General features: G+C 27.6%; 13 protein-coding genes. 8 read left to right on the top strand and 5 right to left on the bottom strand.

Annotated elements, in window-relative coordinates:
• Positions 1 to 18 precede the first annotated feature (18 nt).
• Both AVENP_RS09500 and uvrA read right to left on the bottom strand, forming a co-directional pair.
• Complete coding sequence (locus AVENP_RS09500; protein WP_128358001.1) at positions 19 to 372, bottom strand: DUF309 domain-containing protein; 354 nt, start codon at positions 370 to 372, stop codon at positions 19 to 21.
• Positions 372 to 3,185: an excinuclease ABC subunit UvrA gene (gene uvrA, locus AVENP_RS09495; RefSeq protein WP_128358002.1), complete on the bottom strand. Its 2,814-nt coding sequence runs from the start codon at positions 3,183 to 3,185 to the stop codon at positions 372 to 374. The genes AVENP_RS09500 and uvrA overlap by 1 nt, the downstream gene beginning before the upstream one ends.
• A 172-nt stretch (positions 3,186 to 3,357) precedes the next feature.
• Between uvrA and argC the strand changes: the two genes are divergently transcribed.
• The 3 genes from argC to AVENP_RS09480 all read left to right on the top strand — a co-directional run bounded on the left by argC (position 3,358) and on the right by AVENP_RS09480 (position 8,109).
• A complete protein-coding gene (gene argC / locus AVENP_RS09490) occupies positions 3,358 to 4,305 on the top strand; it encodes an N-acetyl-gamma-glutamyl-phosphate reductase (RefSeq protein ID WP_128358003.1) in 948 nt (315 codons plus the stop codon).
• 115 nt (positions 4,306 to 4,420) lie between these two features.
• Positions 4,421 to 6,019, top strand: a complete 1,599-nt coding sequence (locus tag AVENP_RS09485) for a cation:proton antiporter (RefSeq protein WP_128358004.1) — start codon at positions 4,421 to 4,423, stop codon at positions 6,017 to 6,019.
• A gap of 128 nt (positions 6,020 to 6,147) precedes the next feature.
• Positions 6,148 to 8,109, top strand: a complete 1,962-nt coding sequence (locus tag AVENP_RS09480) for a diguanylate cyclase (protein WP_172664275.1) — start codon at positions 6,148 to 6,150, stop codon at positions 8,107 to 8,109.
• A gap of 66 nt (positions 8,110 to 8,175) precedes the next feature.
• Here AVENP_RS09480 and AVENP_RS09475 read toward each other — a convergent pair whose 3' ends face one another.
• A complete protein-coding gene (locus AVENP_RS09475) occupies positions 8,176 to 8,508 on the bottom strand; it encodes a hypothetical protein (RefSeq protein WP_228201842.1) in 333 nt (110 codons plus the stop codon).
• 424 nt (positions 8,509 to 8,932) lie between these two features.
• On the opposite strand from AVENP_RS09475, the gene AVENP_RS09470 reads away from it, so the two are divergent.
• Positions 8,933 to 9,388, top strand: coding sequence for a carboxymuconolactone decarboxylase family protein (locus AVENP_RS09470; RefSeq protein ID WP_128358006.1), 456 nt, complete (start codon positions 8,933 to 8,935; stop codon positions 9,386 to 9,388).
• Positions 9,389 to 9,473: 85 nt separating this feature from the next.
• On the opposite strand, the gene AVENP_RS09465 is transcribed toward AVENP_RS09470, so the two are convergent.
• Entirely contained in the window at positions 9,474 to 10,652 is a 1,179-nt protein-coding gene (locus AVENP_RS09465; RefSeq protein WP_128358007.1) for a N(5)-(carboxyethyl)ornithine synthase, read from the bottom strand.
• 24 nt (positions 10,653 to 10,676) lie between these two features.
• Complete coding sequence (locus tag AVENP_RS09460) at positions 10,677 to 11,240, bottom strand: DUF2179 domain-containing protein (protein WP_128358008.1); 564 nt, start codon at positions 11,238 to 11,240, stop codon at positions 10,677 to 10,679.
• 493 nt (positions 11,241 to 11,733) lie between these two features.
• Between AVENP_RS09460 and AVENP_RS09455 the strand changes: the two genes are divergently transcribed.
• The 4 genes from AVENP_RS09455 to AVENP_RS09440 all read left to right on the top strand — a co-directional run bounded on the left by AVENP_RS09455 (position 11,734) and on the right by AVENP_RS09440 (position 16,541).
• A complete protein-coding gene (locus tag AVENP_RS09455) occupies positions 11,734 to 13,200 on the top strand; it encodes an ABC transporter substrate-binding protein (RefSeq protein WP_128358009.1) in 1,467 nt (488 codons plus the stop codon).
• Positions 13,193 to 15,082 carry a PAS domain-containing sensor histidine kinase gene (locus AVENP_RS09450; RefSeq protein WP_128358010.1) on the top strand — a complete coding sequence of 630 codons (1,890 nt, stop codon included), beginning with the start codon at positions 13,193 to 13,195 and terminating at the stop codon, positions 15,080 to 15,082. Before AVENP_RS09455 ends, AVENP_RS09450 begins: the two co-directional genes overlap by 8 nt.
• Before the next feature lie 21 nt (positions 15,083 to 15,103).
• On the top strand, positions 15,104 to 15,955 hold the full coding sequence (locus AVENP_RS09445) for a helix-turn-helix domain-containing protein (protein ID WP_128358011.1): 852 nt from the start codon (positions 15,104 to 15,106) through the stop codon (positions 15,953 to 15,955).
• A 64-nt stretch (positions 15,956 to 16,019) separates the two neighbouring features.
• Entirely contained in the window at positions 16,020 to 16,541 is a 522-nt protein-coding gene (locus tag AVENP_RS09440) for a YbhB/YbcL family Raf kinase inhibitor-like protein (protein WP_128358012.1), read from the top strand.

The raw sequence follows: 16,541 nt of genomic DNA, 5'->3' as shown, positions 1-16,541 counted from the left end.
AAGTCAAGTTATAATTTTTTACAACTTGACTTCTACTTTTTTACTCAAGACAATCAATAAATCTTTTACTTTATAATATTTTTCTTTTTCTTCAAAGTCTACAACATCTAATAACGGAACATATTTTTCAAAAGCTGGCCAAACTTTTTTATAACTTAAAGGTCTTTTTTTTATATGAAATAGTGCAAGAGCAGTTGCTCCATTTATTAAACCTTTTAAAACAAGAGCTTTGTTTAATTCCCCTTGTTTTTTATAAAAATTCCAATCATCTTCAAGCAGTTCGTGAGCTTCCACATAAAAGCCATTTTCAACAGCAAAAATAAATCTATCTATTGCTGTTTTTTGATTGAAGATGTTGTAATCTATTTTCATTAACCGTTTATCTCTTTATCTAAATAATATCCAGTATATGAACCAGAAACTTTGTGATTTGAAGCTAAAAATTCAGGTGTTCCCTCATCCACAATCATTCCACCTTTATTTCCACCCTCAGGTCCCATGTCTATTACCCAATCAGAGTTTTTTATAACATCAAGATTGTGTTCGATTACTAAAACAGAATTTCCTAAATCTACTAAGTGATGTAATACTTTTGTTAATCTATCAACATCGGCAAAATGTAAACCAGTTGTTGGTTCATCTAAAACATAAAGAGTATTTCCTGTATCTTTTTTACTTAACTCTTTTGATAATTTAATTCTTTGAGCTTCACCACCTGAAAGTGTAACTGCATTTTGTCCAAGTGTAATGTATCCAAGACCAACATCACTAAGAGTTTGAAGTTTTGCATTTAGTTTTGGAACTTTTGCAAAAAACTCTAATGCTTCATCAACACTCATATTTAGAACATCAGAGATATTTTTACCTTTGTATAAAATCTCTAAAGTTTGAGAGTTATATCGCTTCCCGTGACAATCATCACATTTCACCATAATATCTGGTAAGAAGTGCATTTCGATTTTTATTTCACCTTCACCTTGACATTTTTCACATCTTCCACCTTTTACGTTAAAAGAGAATCTTCCAATTTTATAACCTCTAAGCATTGCTTCTTTTGTTTTTGCAAATAGTTCTCTTAACTCATCCATAAGTCCTGTATAAGTTGCAGGATTTGATCGTGGTGTTCTTCCAATTGGTGATTGGTCAAGGTAGATAACTTTATCAAGTCTTTCAAGTCCTTCGATTTCAACACCATCTACTTTTTTTACTTTTCTTGCTCGATTTAAAAGCTCTTTTGCAACTGGAAGTAGAGTTTGTAAAATAAGTGAAGATTTACCACTTCCTGAAACTCCTGTGATTGCACATAGATTTTTAAGTGGGATTTTTACATTTAAATCTTTGATATTATTTATAGTTACATTTTTTATTTCAATAAACTCTTCTTGTGGTCTATTATGAACATAATCTATTTTTTTAGCCCCAGTTATATATTTTGCAGTTAGAGTTTTTGCTTTATTCATCTCTTTTAGAGTTCCTGCAAATACAATCTCTCCACCATATTTTCCTGCATTTGGTCCAATATCAACTATATAATCTGCTGCTTGAATAGTCTCTTTATCATGTTCAACAACGATTACTGTATTTCCTTTTTCTTGTAAAGCACGAAGAGTTTTAATAAGTTTGTTTGTATCTCTTTCATGAAGTCCAATAGATGGCTCATCAAGAACATACATAACTCCTGTAAGACCTGAACCAATTTGTGAGGCAACTCTAATTCTTTGAGCTTCCCCACCACTTATAGTTCGAGCATCACGTCCTAAAGTTATATATCCTAAACCAACATCGTATAAAAAGAAGATTCTCTCTTTAATCTCTTTTAAAATTGGTTTTGAAATCATTTTAAATTGCTCATTTAGATAATCAAAATTTGATTCATCTTGGAAAAATGCGTGTGCATCTTCTATTGGAATATTTAAAATATCACTTATTGTTTTATTTGCCACAAATACACTTTGAGAAGAGGGTTTTAATCTATTTCCATTACAAGAGTCACATTTCTTTTCAGTCATGTATTCACTCATCTCTTTTTCATCTTTTATCATGTCATAGGCAAGTTTTACAACACCTTCCCATTTTCGTGTGAGTTTGTGTCTTTTCCAAAAGAATGTAGCTTCATCAACACTTCCATGTAAAATAGCTTTTCTTTGATGTTCAGGCAGTTCTCTAAAAGGAACATTTACGGCAATATCAGTTCCCTCGCAAAAAGCTAAAAGCATTTTGAAATAAAAACCTTTGTTAAATCCATATATAACTCTAATAGCTCCATCTTCTATAGATAAATCTTCGTTGATAACTTTCTTCATATCAAGGGCATATCTAATTCCTAAACCATCACAAGCAGGACAAGCACCTTTTGGAGAGTTAAAAGAAAATGATAATGGTTCAAGTGGTTCAAAAGAGATTTTACAAGAGAAACAAGCCATATGTTCAGAGTAGTGAATGTGTCTTTCTACACCCATTTCTTCATGGTTTATAACTTCAATTTCAAGTTCTCCATAACTCTCTTTTAGACCTTTTTCTATATCTTGAGCGATTCTGTCTCTATTTTCTTCTTTTATTGTAACCCTATCAATTACAACTTTGATTGTATGCATTTGAGTTTTTGCTAATTCTATCTCTTCATCAAGTCTTACCATAACTCCATCAATCATGGCTCTTACATAACCTTTGCTTCGTAAGCTTTCAAGTAAATCTGCAAAACTTCCTTTTTTTCTATTAATTAGTGGGGCTAGGATTACTACTTTTGAGTCATTTGGTAGAGTTAAAACTTGATTGATTACATCACTTGCACTCATTTGTGAAATTGGCTCTCCACATTGATGGCAGTGTTGTTTTCCAATTCGGGCATATAAAAGTCTAAAGTAATCATAAACTTCTGTAATAGTTCCAACCGTTGAACGAGGATTTTTAGATGTTGTTTTTTGATCAATTGCAATGGCAGGTGTAAGCCCCTCAATTCTTTCAACATTTGGTTTTCCAACTTTATCTAAAAATTGTCTTGCATATGCAGATAAAGACTCAATATATCTTCTTTGTCCTTCAGCATAAAGCGTATCAAATGCTAGTGTTGATTTTCCAGAACCCGAAAGTCCTGTGAATACAATAAGTTTATTTTTTGGTATCTCTAGGTTTATATTTTTTAAGTTATTTTCACAAGCGTTAAATATTTTAATAGAATTTGTCATTTTTTGCCTTTAAAATTTGAAGCTAATATTATATGATAGATTTTATAATAAGAGATTAAATTAGATTTTCATTGGTTTCATATTGTTATTTGAGATGTAAAAGTATATTTAACTAAGTTAAAAATGTTAGAATTACACCTTAAAATTTAAAATATTAAAATAGGGTATAAAAATGAAATACAAAATCTTTGTAGATGGTCAGTTTGGAACAACAGGATTAAAAATCCATGAAATGCTAAAAGATAGAAAAGAACTTGAAATTTTAACAATCAATGAAGAAGATAAAAAAGATTTAGAGATTAAAAAGAAGTTTTTAAATGAAGCTGATTTAGTTTTTTTATGTTTACCTGATGAGGCTTCAAAAGAGTCTGTAAAATTAATAACAAACAATACAACAAAAGTAATAGATGCAAGTACAGCTCACAGAACAAATCCTGATTGGACTTACGGAATAGCAGAATTAAATCCAACTCAAAGAGAAAAAATAAAAAACTCAACAAGAGTTTGTGTTCCTGGTTGTCATGCAAGTGGATTTATTATGGCTATGAAACCATTAATTGAAAATAATATAGTTTCAAAAAAACAAAAAATAGTTTGCCACTCAATCACAGGATATAGTGGTGGTGGAAAAGGTTTAATAGATATTTATGAAGCACCTGAAAATAAAGACAAATATAGAAGTCAAAGACCTTATGCACTAGCTTTAAGCCATAAACATTTACCTGAAATGAAATATATCTTAGGTTTAGAATCAGCTCCATTTTTTACACCAAGCGTTGGAAACTTTGCTCAAGGTATGTTAGTAATGTCATATCTAATAAAAGATGAATTAGAAAAAAACATATCAAAAAAAGAAGTATTGTCTTTATACAAAAATTATTATAAAAATGAAGAGTTTGTAAAAATAATTGAAGATGATATTGATTATTTAGATGAAGGTTTTTTAGATGCAATGAAATGTAATAACACAAATAGAATCGAAATCTCAGTTTATGAATCAGATGATTATATGCTTGTAATCTCAAGACTTGATAATCTTGGAAAAGGAGCTTCAGGAGCTGCTGTTCAAAATATGAATATCATGTTAGGACTTGAAGAAAAAGCAGGTTTGAAGTCTTAATTTAATAAATTTAATTATTTTTCCCATTTAAAAATTATTTTAATTATTTTTTGATGATAATCTTTATTATCTATGCTAATATGCCACCTTTATTTATTTGAAAATAAGGGTTTTGATGGAACAAATTATTTTGATGATGTTATCAACTGGAGTTGTTGCTGTTATCTTGGGTATTATTTTAAAACGTTTTGATGTTCCACCTCTTGTTGGATACATAATATCAGGAATAATTCTTGTAAATATTATAGGTTCTAATGTAGAAGATTCTTATATCTTAGATCAAATCGCAGAGTTTGGTATTGTATTTTTAATGTTTACAATCGGACTTGAAATGAAGCTAGAAAACCTAATACAAATGCGAAAACAAGTCTTTGTTTATGGTGGGCTTCAAATTGGTTTATCAATTCTTTCTTTTACTTTCATAGCTTATTTTTTATTTGCTTTAGATATTAAAACTTCTATAGTTATTGGTGCAGCACTTTCTCTTTCTTCAACGGCAATTGTTTTAAAAATACTAAATGATACAAACAAAATAACAAAATATTATGGTCAAAACTCTTTAGGAATATTAATTTGCCAAGATTTAGCAGTTATTCCTATATTATTAATGTTGACAATTTTTTCCACAAATGGACGAGCTATTGGTGATTTGATTATTAATATTGTTTTTTCAGGAATTGTGTTGTTAATTGTAATGATTATTTTTGGTAAATACTTTTTAAATCATATTTTAAAATTAGTAGATAAGGCTGAAACTCACGAGCTTTTTATTATGATAGTTTTAATTATTGCAATTGGGGCTAGCTTTTTAGCACATTACTTAGGTTTTACATATTCAATGGGAGCTTTTATTGGTGGTATGTTAATTGCAGAAACGCACTACAAACATCAAATAGAAGCTGACCTTATTCCCTTTAGAGATCTATTTTTAGCACTATTTTTTGTAACTGTAGGAATGCAAATAGATGTACATTTTTTTAGCTCTCATGTATTACAAGTTTTTGCTTTGAGTATTGTAATTATTCTTATAAAAGCTTTGATTATTTTTTCAGTAATGTATTTTTTTGTTGGTAAAAGAGTTGCTCTTCAAACTTCACTTACAATTTCTCAAGTTGGAGAGTTTTCCTTTGTTATATTTACGCTAGCAACGCAAAATACTCTTTTAGATGCAAATACAGGACAACTACTTACACTTTCTGTGATAATTTCAATGGTTTTAACACCATTCTTTTTAAAAAATATTGAATTTATTACTAATAAAATTTTACAAAAAAAAGATATTAATAGTGAAATATTAAATACTTCAAAAGAGCTATTAAATGGGCATGTAATTGTTTGTGGTTATGGAAGTTTTGGTAAACAAATACTTTTAAATTTAAAAAATGAAAATATTGAACATATTGCCATTATTGATAATTATGAATTCTTTGAAAATGCTTTAGTTCATGGGGAAAAAGTAATATTTGGAAATCCTGCACAAAAACATATATTAAAAGAAGCAGGTATCTTAAAAGCAAAAGCTGTGATTATTGCTTTACATGATGTACAAAGTATTATTCTTTTATCTCACACGATAAAAGACATAAATTCACAAGTGAAGATTTTGGCCAAAGTAACAAAAAAGAGTTTTCTTCCTGATTCTATAGATAGTGAAGATTTTGTTGATATTTACGATTGTACAGCAGAAATGCTTGTAGAAAGAACAATGAAGTAAATAAATAATTTTTTAGTGTAGTATATAATCTTGAATATATTTTATTAAATGTAAGTAATTATTTCTTTTAATAGCATCTTAGTAAAAATAGAATATAATTAATATAACATAAAAACTTGGAAGTACATATGCAAAATAACTTTATAATGAGTAATGATAAAAAATATAACTTTAGCGAGTTAGTTGATATTGCTGAATTTGAAGAAATATTAATAAGTTTTTATAAGGCAACAGGAATTCCCAATGCTCTTGTAGGAAAAGATGGCAAGATTATCTTCCAAACTGGCTGGATTGATGCTTGTGCATTATTTCATAGAGCCAATATTGAAACAAATTCACGATGTTTAGAAAGTAATTATGCTTTAATGGAAAATGTTTCTAATGGTAAAGTTAGTAGTGCTTATTGTAAAAATGGGCTAATTGATTATGCAACTCCTATTGTAATTGAAGATCAAATATTAGCAACTTTATTTTTGGGACAAGTTTTAAACGAAGCTCCAAATATCAAATTTTTTCAAAATCAAGCTCAAGAATTTAATTATGATGAAACAGAATATCTTAAAGCTATAAAATCAGTTCCTATTATAAGTAAAGAGAAGATGAAATCAAATATGGATTGTGTTGTAAGAATGGCACAAATATTAGCAAAAAATGGTTTAGCAAAATTACGAGAATCTGAATTGTCAAATGATTTACATAAAAGTACAAAAGAGAAAATTCAATTAAAAGATATTTTAGATTTTTCTCCTGTTGGCATTTCTTGGTCTGATATTAATGGTGACATTGAGTATGTTAATCATAAATTTATTGAATTATTTGGATATACACTTGATGATATTCCTACTATTGAAACTTGGTATAAAAAAGCTTATTCTGATTTAAGATATCAAAAGGATGAAATAAAATCTTGGCATAGGGATATTCTATTATCAGGTAAGATAAATAAACCTATACATATTTCAGAAAGAGAAGTTACTATTAATTGTAAAGATGGAAGTGAACGGCGAGTGCTTGTTAATATTTCTTGGTTAGGAGAAAAATGTTTAGCAAATTTTAATGATATAACTGAACATTGGAAAAGTGAATTAAGAAATAGAACCCATGATTCCATGTTAGAAATGGTTGCAAAAGATTCGTCTTTATCAGATATTTTACATACAATTGTAAAAAATATTGAGTTAGAAGATTCAGCTTCTTTATGTAGTATATTATTACTTGATAAAGAAGGAAAAAAACTTTTATTAGGTGCTTCACCTAGTTTGCCAGATTTTTATAATAATGCAATTAATGGTACAACAATAGGTTTAGGCGTTGGTTCTTGCGGGACAGCTGCATTTCTAGCAAGTCGAGTTATTGTAGAAGATATTACTACTCATGAGTATTGGAAACCGTATAAAGGATTAGCATTAAAAGCTGGATTGATTTCTTGTTGGTCTGAACCAATTATTTCTTCAATTGGGAATGTATTGGGAACTTTTGCTATTTATCATAAAGAGAAAAAAAGTCCTACTTCAAATGATATTGAGCGTATAACTTTTGCTGCAAATTTAGCAGCGATTGCAATAGAAAATAGAAATGCTCGTAAAGAGCTTGAGCATAGAGCATACTCAGATTATTTAACAGGTTTATCTAATAGACGATATTTTATAGAACAAGCAGAATTAGAGTTATCAAGATATAATAGATATTCAGGTGAATTATCTTTATTAATGTTCGATATAGACTTTTTTAAAAAAATTAATGATACTTATGGTCATAATATTGGAGATTTAGTTTTACAAAAAATTGCAGATATAAGTCGTATGATTTTACGAGATATTGATATTCTTGGACGAATTGGAGGTGAAGAGTTTGCTGTTTTATTGCCAGAAACAAACTTGGAAGATTCCATAAAAGTTGCTGAGCGTATGCGTATTGAAATTTTAAATGCAAAGTTAGTATTAGATAAAAAAAGAATAGTTTATTTTACAGCTTCTTTTGGAGTAGTTGCAGCAAATAATAACTCAACTATTGATGATTTACTCATAAAAGCAGATAAAGCACTTTATAAAGCGAAAAATGCTGGACGAAATAGGGTATGTACTTATTAAATAAAATTGTAATACCCTTTTTTAGAAATAAATAATTAATAAAGTTAAAGTACTAGAAATTAGTTTTTATTCACTTTTAGTTGTTTTATATTCATTTGTTCTGATTTTTCTTTCTATTTCTCTTTTTACTGCATTAAAGGCATATTTTTTATTACCACCGTGTATACTTGTTACTATTTGTGATTTGCAATTCTCACAAATAAAATCAGTTTTTGCCACATCTGTATATCTTGTATGACAAGAACTTTCATCATATACTAAAACAGAATCACATATTGGACAATAGCATTGTAAATCTACTATTTCATCCTTTTTCCATTTCCATCTCCAGTTTGTACCATAAATAAAATCTTTTACATAAGCTTTATATTCTGGATTAGAATTATTTATAAGTAACAAAAAGAATTTTATTACACTAACAGATGCTAAAATAGAAATAATTGATAAAAGCCATACTGGAATAGTAAATGAAGATAATAAAATTTCATCAAGCCAGATTATTCCAGAATATAATAATGAGAATATTTCAATGATATACTTTTGTGTTTGAGGAAGAATACTTAGTATTGCTCCTGTGATTGTAAATATAATTATTCCATTTATAATCTTTATATTTTTGATTTGAATACCTTTATAATATTAAATTTTTGGAATTATATAGTATGCAGACTAAAAAATAAATTTCTGAAATATTATAAAGCCTTATTTTACAGTAAATAGATATTCTTTTTTAACTGTCCTATATAAAATAGAAAAATCTGTATCTTGTGAAGAGTACAGAATATTGATACTATTCTTTTACAATTTAATTAAAAGGATTATTATGACAAATAGAATTAACTTAGGAAAAACTAACCCAAATATGTTTGACAAAGTAATAGAGTTAAAAAATGAAGTAAAATTACTTATGAATAAAGCAAAAATAGAAGAAGGATTTTCTCATCTTTTATTATTAAGAGCATCACAAATAAATGGTTGTGCTTTTTGTCTTAGAATGCATACAAAAGATGCACTTGCTTGTGGAGAAAGTATAGAAAGAATAAGCGTTATTCCCGCATGGAGAGAAACACAATATTTTAATGAAAAAGAAAGAGTAAGTTTAGCTTTGATTGAAGCAATATGTAATATTTCTCAAGGACAAGTTCCTGATGAAGTTTATGAAGATGCAACAAAAGTTTTAAATGAAGATGAAATTACAGCAGTACAATGGTCAGCTATTATTATAAATACATTAAATAGAATTGCAATAACAAGTAGATATGAAGTAAAAGCAGAATAGAAAATACCATCTACTCGCCAAAATAGTGCAAATATTGTTTTGCATTATGTGGATGAGTAGTTTGTCTCTTTTTATTTTCTAAAAATTAAGCGATTTTATTCAAAATGGCTTTTTCTTCAATAGTAAAACATTGGTGTGGATATTCTTCATTACGATTTTGAAATGCTAAGATGGCTTTATTGATTACTACACCTTTATCAATATTAATAGCTTGTCTTATGGTTTCATTTGTTTGCCAAGCTTCTCTTCCTTCCATTACAGTTGATAAATATACAATCAACGCAGCTGAAATAGAACGAGTTGCACTCTCCCAAAGGTAACTAGGAGTGTGGTCAACTGCATAATAATCAACACGATTGTATTTAAACATAGGTTTTTTAAAGGTGGTTGGTTTTGCAAAAAAGAAGCCCATTCCCTCATCACAACTTATATCAATAATTAAACTATCAGGTTTTAATATTGAAGCCTCTTCTTTGATAATAAAATTAGTAGGATTTGCAGTATCTTGAAAAACTCCATTTACGATAATATCCGATTGACTAATAAGCTCTGATAGTGAACTAACAGTTCCATCATGTTCTATTACAATCATGCGTGCTTCATCGTTGTTACCTTCTTGAATTCTTACATAATGACAATCAAGAACTTCTTCTCTTACTTCATGATCGGGGCGTTGTACGCAAATAGTAATATCTCTAAATCCATGAGCTTTAAGGGCATAAACAGCACCACGACTAACAGCACCAAATCCAAAGATTATAGTTTTACGTTGATTTCCATAGTGCCCATCTATTCCTTTTAGTTGTAAAGCATGTATAACTGCACAATATCCAGCCATTTCATTATTTTTATAAAAAGTATGTCGCCCAACTTGACCCTCTGGTGACCAAACGAACATATCTTCAAAGGCAATTAGAGTTTGTTTTCGCTTAATGGCAATATCAGTTATCTCTTTTTGTTGTACACAATGTACATAACCCCAAAGTGTTCCACCCTCACAAAGTTCTTCTAAGTCTGATAATACCGGTTTATTAATAATTACTGTTCCAATATTTGCTAACAAATTATGTCTTGTATCAATTCCACCAGTTAATGCAGCAATCTCTTCATCTGGTATACCAAATGGTGCTCCATATCCCTCTTCAAAGATAAGTTGTTTTCGTAAGATTTCAGGAATTCGCAAGAGATGATTAGGATGAATGGGAAGCCTTCTTTCATCTATTTTTTTTGAAGTTCCAATAACGCCTATTTTTAATTTTTGCATGTTGTATTTCCTTTTCTAAATTTATTATTTAGTTTTTCTCATATTCCAAAAGCTACTTTTATTTATAAAATCTGGACCATCGTAAACACTTTTTAAATCGGATATTGTATATACAGCTTTTTGGTCAAGCTCATTAATAAGACGTATAAGTTTTGGAATATTACGTCTTCTTTCAACGATAAACAAAACTTCGACTGGCTTGTCTTCCCCCATATCACCATCAACTGAAACTACTTGATGACCTTTTTCTCTTATTTTAAGTGCTAAAATATCACGATTAAAGGAGATACAACGAACTAACTCTTTACCAATAGCAAAACTATTTTCAATCCACATACCAACATAAATGCCAGTCGCAAAACCAGCAGAATATGCAAAAGCTAAATGCCATTGATCAAGATTTTTTAATACCATTCCAGCAGCAACTAGCCAAATGCTGATTTCAACAAAACCAATCATAGATGATAATAGTTTGTATCCACGAAATATAACAATAGTCCGAAATGTTCCTAAAGATACATCTGCAACTCTTGATAAAAAAATAAGAATTGCTAATAAATAGGGATATTCAACTATGAATTCAGCCATTTTTATCTCTTAATTTGTTTTTCATTTGATTTCCTTTTAATTTTTTATAGGCAGAACTTTATTGTGGAAGTATTAGTTCCCAAAATAGATGTGATTATGTAAATTTTTTATTTGTATATATTTTTGTATATATTTAAGAGTTTTAAAATTAAAATTCTAAGGACAAAAGTCAAAGGATAGGATGATTGATTATAGGAGCAACAGTTTTTTTCTCTATTTGAGTTCTTTCATTTAATAATCAATTCCAGATAGTATTTCCATTCTATCATAATAATTTTGCATTCTTGATGCAAAGTAGATATTTTGCTCTTAGATATAGGTTTTCAAGCAATTCAAATCAATAACTTATCACAAATATATGGTTTAGATGAAAAAGCTCACAGTAGAATAAATACAGCACTTTTTGTATAGAGTTTATAAACTTAACGGTTATTTTATTTGATTTTTTTAATTTATTAGGATAATATTATTATAAATACAAATGGAAAATACTATGAAAAAATTGCAATTATTTATAATAGTTCTTAGTATTGTTTTTTTTACATCTTGTGATAATAAAGATGTAAATTCTAATAAAAAAGCAGATGATAAAATAATTACAATATTAGTACCAAATTTTGATAAAGCAATTGCTGGACCCATAAAAGAAGAGTTAAACACATTTGAAAAAAGAACTGGAGCAAAAGTAAGAATAGTCTCTACTAGTTGGGATGACATGATTCCTAAAATAAAAGAGTCATTATCAGATGAGAAAATAAATTATGATGTATTTGTAATTTTCTCTTCTTGGGCAGGGGCTATCTTAGCAAATGGACATGCTTTAGAAATATCTGAAGAAATTCAAAAAAAAATAGATAGTGATGATATTCTACCAATATATAAGAATAATGTTTTGTCTTGGAATAAAAAGTATTATTTTTTTCCTTATGATGGTGATAATATTAATCTATATTATAGAAAAGATATATTTGAAAATGAGGATTATAAAAAAAGATTTAAACAAGAATATGGATACGAACTAGATATTCCAAAAACTTGGTCACACTATAGTGACATAGCTAAATTTTTTAATGCTTGGGATTGGAATAATGATGGAAAAATTGATTATGGAATAGCAGAACCTAGATTAAAAGGTTATGGAACAATGCTTCAATTTTTTGCAAGAGCAGCAGCTTATGCTAAATATCCAAGTGATAAAACATTTTACTTTGATATAAATATGAATCCAAAAATAAATAATCCAGGATTTGTAAAAGCTTTAGAAGAATATATTAAAATAATGCAATTTGCACCTCCATCAATAATTAATTTTTCACCTATTGAAGTAAGACAAAGTTTCATAGCAGGTGATGTTGTTATGGCTATTGATTGGGCAGATTTAGGAGCTATGGCTCAAAATTCTAAAGAGTCTATGGTAAGAAATAAAGTTGGATATGTCAAACTTCCTGGAACAAATAGCGTATATAATTCAAAACAGAATAATTGGGAAGATATTTATAATGAACCTTCCTCTATTAATGGTAATTGGGTAATGGTAGTTAATAATGATTCAAAAAATAAAGACTTAGCTTTAGAGTTTGCCTCATTTATGACATCTAAGGAAATTACGGGAAAATATATAACAAAAGGTTGGAGTGGAATTAATCCTTCTAGATATTCACATTTACAAACTGAGGATTTAACTAAGTGGGAAGAAAATGATTTTTCCAAAGAGTCTGCAAAAGAGTATTTAAAAACTATTTCAGAATCATTAGCAAATGAAAATGTTGTACTTGATATGAGAATTCCTGGTGCAGATTTGTATTATGATAGTTTTGACAAAAATTTGAATAGAGCAATTCAAAAAGAATTAACACCTAAAGAAGCATTAGATTTGACAGCTAAGCAATGGAATGAAATTACTATAAAACTAGGATTAGAAAAACAAATAAAATTCTATAGGGAGTCTATTAATGAGTGAATTAAAAATAAAAGATATAAGTTTATATAGCTTTTTAGTACTAATTCTTGGAGTAGTCTTAATTGGAACAGTTCTATTTATTTCTCTTAATAAAATAAAATCTTTAAATAATCAACTAACAGAATTTTCAAATGCAAAAAATAGTTTTTTAGAAGTAAAAATAAATAGTGAAGATATTCTAATAACAAAAGATTTAGATGAGAGTATAAAACGTTGGTATAATTCTATAGAAAAATTTGATAAAAATATTGATTTTTTTCCTCTTAGCCAAAAGAAAAAATTTGATGATTTGTGGTATATAATCAAAAAAGAAATTAGTGAAATTAAACTTATTTTAGATGATAAAAATTTAAACCCTCAAAATTTACATCAAAAACCTCTTCTTGTGTTAAAAGGTGAATTATTTATATCAAAAGATAAAAGTAATCAGTTTATTTTAGTAGAATCATTAATTAAAAAAATGGAATATGTATTTCAATATGAAAAATTTATTTTAGATGAATTCACTAAACTTGATAAACATGATAAAGCTCATATTGATGAACAAATTACCCTTACAACATTCTTTTCTATAGTATTTATATTATTTATTATTTTTATGACTATTTTTGTGATTTTTATTATGAATAGAAAAATTTTAAAAATTGAAGTTCAACTTATGCAAACACAAAAAAGTTTAAGTGAAAGTTTAATGGAGACAAAAAACTCAAGATTATTATTACAAAATATTATTGATTCTGTTCCAGCTTCTGTATTTTGGAAAGATAGAAATAATAAATATTTAGGTGTTAATAATTATTTCTTAAATGATGCAAAATGTAATAACCAAGCTGAAGTTATTGGAAAAACAGATTATGAAATGCCATGGAAAGATACGGAAGCTGCTAAATATATTGAAGATGATAATTTAGTAATGCAAAGTGGTAAATCACAAATACAAATCGAAGAGACTCAAACGGATGAATTTGGTAATATTATTTATGTAATAACTTCAAAAGTTCCTCTTTTAAATATAAAAAATGAAATAATTGGAATGCTGGGTATCTATATTGATGTAACCGAAAATAGAAAAATCACAAACGAGTTAATTCAAAAAGATAGACTTTTATCACAACAATCAAAAATGGCTGCAATGGGAGAAATGCTTGAAAATATTGCACACCAATGGAGACAGCCATTATCTTTTATTTTAACAAGTGCCACAGGAATTAGATTAAAAAATGATTATGAGTGTTTAGATAGTAATTTTTTAAAAGAAACTCTTATTGGAATTGAAAATACAATAAAACATTTAAACAAAACAATTGATGATTTTAGAGATTATTTTAAAGTAGATAAAGAGTGTAAGTTTTTTGAAGTAGAAGCAGTTATAGAAAAATCTCTTTTTATTGTTCAAGCAAAACTAAAAAATAGATCAATAGATATTATAAAAAATATTTCACCAGTAAAAGGTTTTGGCTTTGAAAATGAATTTATTCAAGTGTTAATGAATATTTTTAATAATTCAATAGATGAATTTGAGAAATCTGAATTGGAGAAAAAACTCATATTCATTGAGGTAAAAGAGATAGAAATTTGTGGAAATATGGTATCTAGTGAAGTTGCACACTGTCCTTGTATTGAGTTGAAAATATATGATAACGCAGGTGGAATCTCTGAAAATATTATTGATAAAGTATTTAATGCATACTTTACAACAAAAGAAGAAGATAAAGGAACTGGAATTGGATTATATATGTCTAGTGAAATGATAAAAAAACATATGAAAGGTTCAATTACAGTAAAAAATAGAAAATATTCATATGAAAATAATGAATATTTAGGTGCTGAATTTACTGTTCTTATTCCATCAGAAGATTATACTATTGTTAGTGAAAAATAGTTTGCATAAGGAAAATATACTTTGACATATGTAGTTCCAAACTATTTTATAGAAAACAATTATACAAATCTTTTAAAAATTGATAATTTATTGTGTTTAAACTATATTACAAAAACAAAAAATAACAGTGTAAATGCAAGAACAACAATGCATACTATGGGTATTTTGCTCGAGGGTTCAAAGATAATTCATCTAAGGGATGAAGATATAAATATACAAAAAAATGACATATTTTTTCTTACTCAAAATAATTATTACATGAGTGAAAGAGCAGTAAAAGAGTCTAAATATAAATCACTTTTAATATATTTTGATGATAAATTTATTTTAGATTTTTTAAATAAATATAATATTCAAATAGATATAAATGAGCAACAAAATATTGTAAAAACAAGTTTTAAAAGTGATAAATTATTTGATAATAGTGTTGAAATATTTCAAGAGTATTTAAAAATAGAATTTGATGAGAATCTTTTAAAGCTAAAAATAGAAGAGATATTTTTACAAACAATTAGACTTAACAAAAATCAAATGGACTCTTTTTTTAATTCTGTTTTATCTACAAGTCAAGATAGAATCAAATTTATTTTAGAGTCAAATATTGATTTAATACAAAATCTTGATGATATGTGTAAAATCACAAGATTATCAGAAAGTAAAATAAGAGCTTATATTAAAAAAGAGTTTAATCAAACTCCAAAAATTTGGCTTGATACTAAAAGATTAGAAAAAGCCATTTTACTTTTAAAAAATACAAATGATAGTATTACGGATATTTCTACAAGTTGCGGATATGCAACTGTATCATGGTTTATCTCACAGTTTAAAAAATACCATAATCAAACACCAAAAGAATTCCGATATAAAAACTAATATTTCTTGTACTTAAAGTTTTTGATATTTAGTAAAATACACATAAATTTACAAAAGGAAAAATATGAAAAAAATATTTTTAGGATTAATTTTTAGTATGGGATTATTTGCCCAAGGATTTACTTTAAGTAGTAATGATATAAGTGGACAACTTTCAAGTGATGAAGTTTTTAATGGTTTTGGTTGTATTGGGAAAAATATCTCTCCTGAGCTTTCTTGGAAAGATGCACCAAAAGGAACAAAATCATTTGCTATTACTGTTTATGATCCAGATGCACCAACTGGAAGTGGATGGTGGCATTGGGTAGTTTTTAATATTTCAAAAGATAAAAATACTTTAGAAAAAGGTTTTGGAAATAAAGAGAGTACAAACATAGTTCAAAGTGTGACTGATTATGGAATTACTGGTTTTGGTGGTGCTTGTCCACCTTTAGGTGACAAAGCTCATAGATATGTTTTTACAGTTTATGCACTAGATGTGGAAAGCCTTGATTTAGACAAAAAAACAAATGCAGCTGTTGTTGGATTTTATGTAAATTCTCATACTTTAGCAAAATCTTCAATTATTGCATATTACGGAAGATAA

Source organism: Arcobacter venerupis (genome assembly GCF_013201665.1).
GTDB lineage: Bacteria > Campylobacterota > Campylobacteria > Campylobacterales > Arcobacteraceae > Aliarcobacter > Aliarcobacter venerupis.
Note: the sequence above shows the minus strand (reverse complement) of the source record. Positions and strands in the feature narration are given on the sequence as shown.